Source organism: Ruminococcus sp. CAG:379 (genome assembly GCF_000434255.1).
Taxonomy (GTDB): domain Bacteria; phylum Bacillota; class Clostridia; order Oscillospirales; family Ruminococcaceae; genus Ruminococcus_F; species Ruminococcus_F champanellensis.
In genome coordinates, this window is record NZ_FR894835.1 from 25337 (window position 1) to 30837 (window position 5501).

Below are 5501 nucleotides of genomic sequence, written 5' to 3' on the forward strand. Positions count from 1 at the left end.
AGAAAAGGAGTATGGAAATGAAAATACTGATTGTGATCGATATGCAGAATGATTTTATTGATGGGGCTTTGGGTACCCCGGAGGCTGTTGAAATTGTGCCGGCAGTGGCGGAAAAGATCCGACAGTACCGGGAGGCTGGAAATCCGGTGGTGTTTACCCGGGATACCCACGGGGATGATTATCCGGACACCCAGGAGGGTCAGAATCTGCCGGTGATCCACTGTGTGGAAGGAACCTCCGGCTGGGAGATCTCTCCCCAGCTGCCGGTGGAAAATGCCCGGATCATCAACAAGCCCTCCTTCGGCTCTCTGGAACTGGCGGATTATGTAGCATCCTTTGAGCAGATCGACAGCATTGAGTTGGTAGGGTTGTGTACGGATATATGCGTGATCTCCAATGCCATGATTCTGAAGGCCGCCCTGCCGGAGATCCCCTTGTTGGTGGATGCATCCTGCTGTGCCGGAGTTACACCGGAAAGCCATCGGAATGCCCTGGAGGCAATGAAGATGTGTCAGATCACGGTGACTCACAGTTAAATGAATGAATTGCATACGAGAATATTATTTTAATTTTATTGTTCTGGCTGAAAAATTAGCTGTTTTATATAGAAACTGTTCAATTGTAATCAGATAATTCGGTTATAAGGCAGGATTTATCATAGAGAAAGCACAATATGTCATTGCAATTTATGCTCAAATAGAGTATTATGTAATTGATTTATAGCCTCGTCTGAGTGGTTTTATAGCTTGGATGAAAGCTAAAAATTAAAACTTTACATCGTGAAGGAGAAAATCATCATGAAGAAGACAAGATCCATTCTGTCCGCACTGACAGTCATGGCTATGCTGGTATCTGTTCCGGCAAGCGTATCCGCCGCTGATTCAGTTTCGCTGATTGCTGGCAAGGCAACCGCAAAGGCTGGGGAGGAGTTCAGTGTTGACGTAAAACTGTCCGGCATTCCCAGTGCCGGCATGAGCATCCTGGACTTTGCTGTAGGATTCGACAGCAGCATTCTCACCATTACTGACGTTACCCTGGGTGCAGTAGGCAACACCGGTGCCATCGAGGCTGATAAGGACACCGGCGACGTATTTACCTGGAGCGTGGACGGGGATCAGCTGTGCATGCTTTGGACAACCGGTCTGACCGACAGCCAGTACTGGATGAAGGACACTACATCTGACGTATTTGTAACCATTACCGGTACTGTAAATGCATCTGCTGCTGAAGGAACTGTTGTTCCGCTGGAGATCGCTCCGGTTGCTCGTGAAACCTATCCGGGCAGCGGCGTGACCAATGATAAGATCGTTGCAGGCTACATTGACAATTCCAATACGGCTGTTTACTATAATGTACTCGGCACAGCCGGAGAGGTAACCGTTGGCAGCGATGCTGCTGCCGATCTGTATGGTGACGTGGACTGCAACGGTGCCGTTGAAATCAATGACGTGGTTCTGCTGTCCAGATACGTTGCACAAGATGCAACTGCAAAGGCACCCTCTGCACAGGGACTGCTGAATGCGGACTGCAAAAAGGATGGTACTATCGATTCCAGTGACATTACTGCAATTGCACGGTATCTTGCACATCTGATCGACGCAAGCGAACTGGGCAAGTAAGCGATCGGGCCGACAGAAACAGGGGGAAGCATGTATCAGAGCATGAAAAAAGCATCAGCAGTGTTGCTTGCGCTGCTGATGTCTGTCGGCACATCTGCGTTTTATCCGTTGGATCCATCCACAACAGCAGCCGCAGCCGATCAGGGCTTGTACGGTGATCTGAACGGGGATGGACTGATTGATGGTTCGGATTATGCGCTGCTCAGAGGATATCTGGCAGGGCAGATTTCTGCATTCCCGTATGAGCCTGCGCTGCAGGCGGCAGATGTAACGGGAGATCAGACAGTGACTGCGGATGACGCAGCGATGCTGAACGAGTATTTACTTCACAAGCGCACCGGGTTTGCATCGGGTGCATCCTTTGAAATCAAGCAGACGCCGGACTATTATTTTGCGGTAGACGCAGAGTATAGCCAGGGTATCCGCGAGGATCTGAACGCCGGATTTACCGGCGAAGCATACGTCAACTATGATAATGTGATTGGCAGCTATGTCAACTGGACGGTGCAGGTGCCAAGTGCGGGCAACTACCGTGTGACATTCCGCTATGCAAACGGATCTGCTGCGGATCGCCCCTGCAAGGTGACAGTCAACGGCAATACGGACTATGCGTTGGTGTCCTACCCCTCCACGGAGGCATGGACCACCTGGGCGGAGTCCAGCGTGGTGGTCACATTGCATGCGGGACAGAATACCATTCGTGCAACGGCTTCTACGGAAGGCGGCGGTCCCAATATGGACTACCTGATCCTGGAGCCTACCACGGATCCTGCCGCATCTCTGACGGAAGAAATTCCGGAGGGGGCACAGCAAGTGGAAAATCTGGATCGGGGCGTGATTGCGGCGAAGTCCGGCAATGACAAGGGTATGCTGATTTCCTGGCGGCTGCTTGGTACCGATGATGAGAATACCTCCTTCAAGGTGTTCCGCAACGGAGAACCCACTGTGCTGTATGAGGGCACAGCGGCGGATGCTACCTGCTATTATGATCCGGATGGTACAGCATCAGATTGGTATACGGTGGATGTATACCAGGGCTCGGAGTGTACGGAATTTGCATGCCTTGCAACCATGCTGGGCAATAAGGACTCTTCGGGTGCATATTTTGATATCAACTTTACGGCACCGGCGGATCTGACCATGCCGGACGGTTCTACCTGCTCTTACACAGTCAATGACTGCTCTGTGGGAGATGCGGACGGGGATGGTCAGTACGAGCTGTTCGTGAAGTGGGATCCTTCCAATTCCAAGGACAATTCCAAGAGTGGCTATACGGGCAATGTATACCTGGACTGCTACAAGCTGGACGGCACAAGACTCTGGCGTGTGGATCTGGGGAGAAACATCCGTGCGGGTGCACATTATACCCAGTTCATGGTTTATGACTATGACGGGGACGGCAAGGCTGAAATGATCTGTAAGACCTCCGATGGTACGGTGGATGGTACAGGGGCTGTGATTGGCAACGCTTCGGCAGATTACCGGGCGTCCTCCGGCTACATCCTGTCCGGCAACGAATACCTGACGCTCTTTGACGGTCTGACGGGCAAAGCGCTGGATACCATAGATTACGTACCGGGACGGGGTACGGTCAGCAGCTGGGGCGATTCCTACGGAAATCGTGTGGATCGGTTCCTGGCGGCAACGGCCTATCTGAACGGCACCACACCCAGTTGTGTAATGATCCGGGGCTATTACACCAGAATGACCGCAACGGCATACAATGTGGTCAACAAAAAGCTGGTACAGCTTTGGGCATTTGATTCCGGAACTGCGGAAAGCACCACCTCCGGCTACGGAGACGGCAATCACAACTGCTTTGCGGCGGATTGTGATAACGACGGCAAGGATGAAATTGTGGTGGGCTCTGCGGTGATCGATGACGACGGCACACTGCTGTATACCACCGGTCTGCGGCATGGAGACGTGCTGCACGTGGGGGACTTTGTGCCCAGCAATCCTGGCCTGGAGATCTTCATGTGTCACGAGGCTGCGCCTTACGGTATGTCCCTGCGTGATGCGGCAACCGGCAAAATGATCCTGCGGAAAACCGGCGCTGGAGATACCGGCCGGGGACTTGCGGATAATCTGATCGCCGGGAATGACAGTGCTGAGTTTGTGGGCGTACAGGATTCTGTGGTTTATGACGCATCCGGCAATACGGTCTGCAACTGGAGCGATATCACCAAGTGGGGTATGAACTCCGTGGTTTACTGGACTGGCTCTCTGGAGCGGGCAGTGCTTGACCGGACTATGGTGGATCAGTACGGTTCCGGCAGAGTCTTTACCGGCAGCGGCGTGACCTACAACAATTCGTCCAAGTCCAATGCGTGTCTGACCTGTGATCTGTTTGGTGACTGGCGAGAGGAAATGATCTTCCGGCTGGGAACCGGATCCGGCGTCCGGATTTACTCTACGACTTACGAGACGAAATACGGCATCGTTTCTCTGATGCACAATGTACAGTATCGTACAGCTATTGCAGGGCAGAATGTGGCTTATAACCAGCCGCCCCATACGGATTACTTCCTGGGAACCGGTTATCCGCTTCCGGAACGTCCAAATGTGTATGCTGCAAAGCCTTAAGGCAGCAGCATGCCCAGTGGTTTTGCGATGAATCTGCCGAGTTTTTTTAGGCTTATTACCCAGAACCTCCTAGCAATACGTCTTCCGGATGGAAGACGTGATACAAATGCGGTGCAGCTCCCGATTGTGGGACTGCACCGTTTTTTTCTGTTCTGCCGGATGACGCATATACATGAAATGGAACTACTACCAGGCGGATCACCGGGGCATGCAGCCGATGAAAATCGGCGGTGTTTCAGATAGGAGGAAGGACAGAAGTGGTGCTATGCAGAGGGCGAATTCCGGTATACCAGCAAGGAACAACTGATCGATTTTTGCGCGGAGCATCTGGCAAATGAAAACTGGCCGGCGGAACAGGTTTGTGCGCATATGGAAGCAGTTGTACCGAATCTGAAGCACTGGAAGTATCTTGTAATTTTACATATGTCAGCATACAAGTATGTAAGGGAGTTTTGGAGTATGTACAAGAATATTGAAAAAAGCACAAAGTTGGAGTTGAAAGATCTGGTGGTTTACCAGGAGGGGCAGGTAGTCAGCAAGACCCTTGTGCAGAACGATCTGGTTAGCATGACGGTTTTTTTCTTTGACAAGGGAGAAGAAATCTCGACGCACGCAGCAGGCGGCGATGCGATGGTAACGGTTCTGGAAGGCAAGGGTAGGTTTACCGTGTTCTACCTGGAGCAGGGGGAAACGCTAATCATGCCGAATGATATGGTGAGGAACGATTTAAAATGCAGCTGGTGGTCTCGTTCTAAGAATCAGACCGCCAGTCGTCAAAACAGCGGAGCAGCCATTTGGATGCTCTTTTTTTATTATTTACGAGTTTGCCTCCTGCATAATCAAGCATGTATACAGGCGATTGTGCACCAAAATGATAAAAAAATGTCCCCTTCTATTGACATTTTGAAGAATATGGGGTATAATAGCCCTTGACAGAAAGTTAAAATGTATATATCTTAAGCGTGCAAGGCTATGGAGGGCAATCATGACAAAAAAGAAAAAGATTCTGATCTGGATCGTATCCATCTTGCTGGGCGGCGCACTGCTGTACTCCGGCGCCTGGCTGTATTATTATTACGCTGTCTGTCTACCCCACATGCCGGCAGAATCCTATGGGTTTAAGATTGATGAGAATCTGCCCCAAAGTGCCGGCGGAACTGATTATACTGCTCTTATAGGAGATAAATATTGGCTTGGTTGTTACTTTGTTCCGCACTTCGGGAATTTTCATTGCTCTTTTACCATTACAACGTCTACGGGAATTGATGACAATCATTGTATCGTCAATGAAGATGG

General features: G+C 50.8%; 4 protein-coding genes and 2 pseudogenes. All 6 read left to right on the plus strand.

The features are described from left to right. The first annotated feature begins 17 nt into the window (after window positions 1–17). Entirely contained in the window at window positions 18–536 is a 519-nt protein-coding gene (locus QVO51_RS02385; RefSeq protein ID WP_022357082.1) for a cysteine hydrolase family protein, read from the plus strand. Window positions 537–797: 261 nt separating this feature from the next. Then, the gene (locus QVO51_RS02390) at window positions 798–1619 is read left to right on the plus strand and encodes a dockerin type I domain-containing protein (protein ID WP_022357083.1); all 822 of its coding nucleotides are present in this window, start codon (window positions 798–800) and stop codon (window positions 1617–1619) included. Between the two features lie 42 nt (window positions 1620–1661). After that, window positions 1662–4205 carry a rhamnogalacturonan lyase family protein gene (locus QVO51_RS02395; RefSeq protein WP_276797146.1) on the plus strand — a complete coding sequence of 848 codons (2544 nt, stop codon included), beginning with the start codon at window positions 1662–1664 and terminating at the stop codon, window positions 4203–4205. 267 nt (window positions 4206–4472) lie between these two features. Next, window positions 4473–4598, plus strand: a pseudogene (locus QVO51_RS02400) (zinc ribbon domain-containing protein); the annotation flags it as partial. Window positions 4599–4664: 66 nt separating this feature from the next. Further along, the gene (locus QVO51_RS10825; protein WP_022357085.1) at window positions 4665–5138 is read left to right on the plus strand and encodes a cupin domain-containing protein; all 474 of its coding nucleotides are present in this window, start codon (window positions 4665–4667) and stop codon (window positions 5136–5138) included. 52 nt (window positions 5139–5190) lie between these two features. Further along, window positions 5191–5501, plus strand: a pseudogene (locus QVO51_RS02410) (hypothetical protein); the annotation flags it as partial.